The sequence below is a fragment of the Acinetobacter sp. GFQ9D191M genome, assembly GCF_011174875.1.
Classification (GTDB): Bacteria; Pseudomonadota; Gammaproteobacteria; order Pseudomonadales; family Moraxellaceae; genus Acinetobacter.
Genome location: NZ_JAALGV010000130.1, coordinates 1 through 579, shown reverse-complemented (window position 1 = coordinate 579; position 579 = coordinate 1). Strand labels below are relative to the sequence as shown.

The 579-nt window shown below is 33.5% G+C and carries 1 pseudogene; it reads left to right on the top strand.

Going from position 1 to position 579, the window contains the following annotated elements:
* A pseudogene (locus tag G5T77_RS15910) lies at positions 1 to 579 on the top strand (IS5 family transposase); the annotation flags it as partial.

The window sequence follows — 579 nt, the reverse complement described above, 5'->3', positions numbered from 1 at the left end:
GCGGCAAATTACCATATCGCTGAAAGTAATGTGAATCGAACTATTAAAAAGGTTGAAGATGCATTAATGAAATCAAGACGTTTTACCCTGCCAAAACGAAGCATTACCACAGCAGACGAACAATTTAACTGGGTAATTATTGATGCGACAGAATGTTTAATAGAACGCCCGAAAAAAAAATCAGAGTAAGTTCTACAGTGGTAAAAAGAAGAAACATACGTTAAAAGCCCAAGTGATCTATCATCCGAAGAGCAAACAAATCATAGGAGTAGATATATCGTCTGGCAGTCAGCATGATATTAAATTGGCAAGAAAAACAGTTAAGAAATTCAAACATTGTGACTATGTTATGACCGATTTAGGGTACTATGGGTTAGAGCAAGATGGCTTTAAATTATTGATGCCAATAAAGAAAAAGAAGAATTTACCCTTATTTGATGCTGAGAAAAATTACAATAAAATGATTGGAAAAATACGAGTTGTAATCGAACACATTAACAGTCAATTGAAAAGATTTAGAATACTAAGTGAACGCTATCGAAATAGACGGAAAAGATTCGGTTTACGCATTAACTTAAT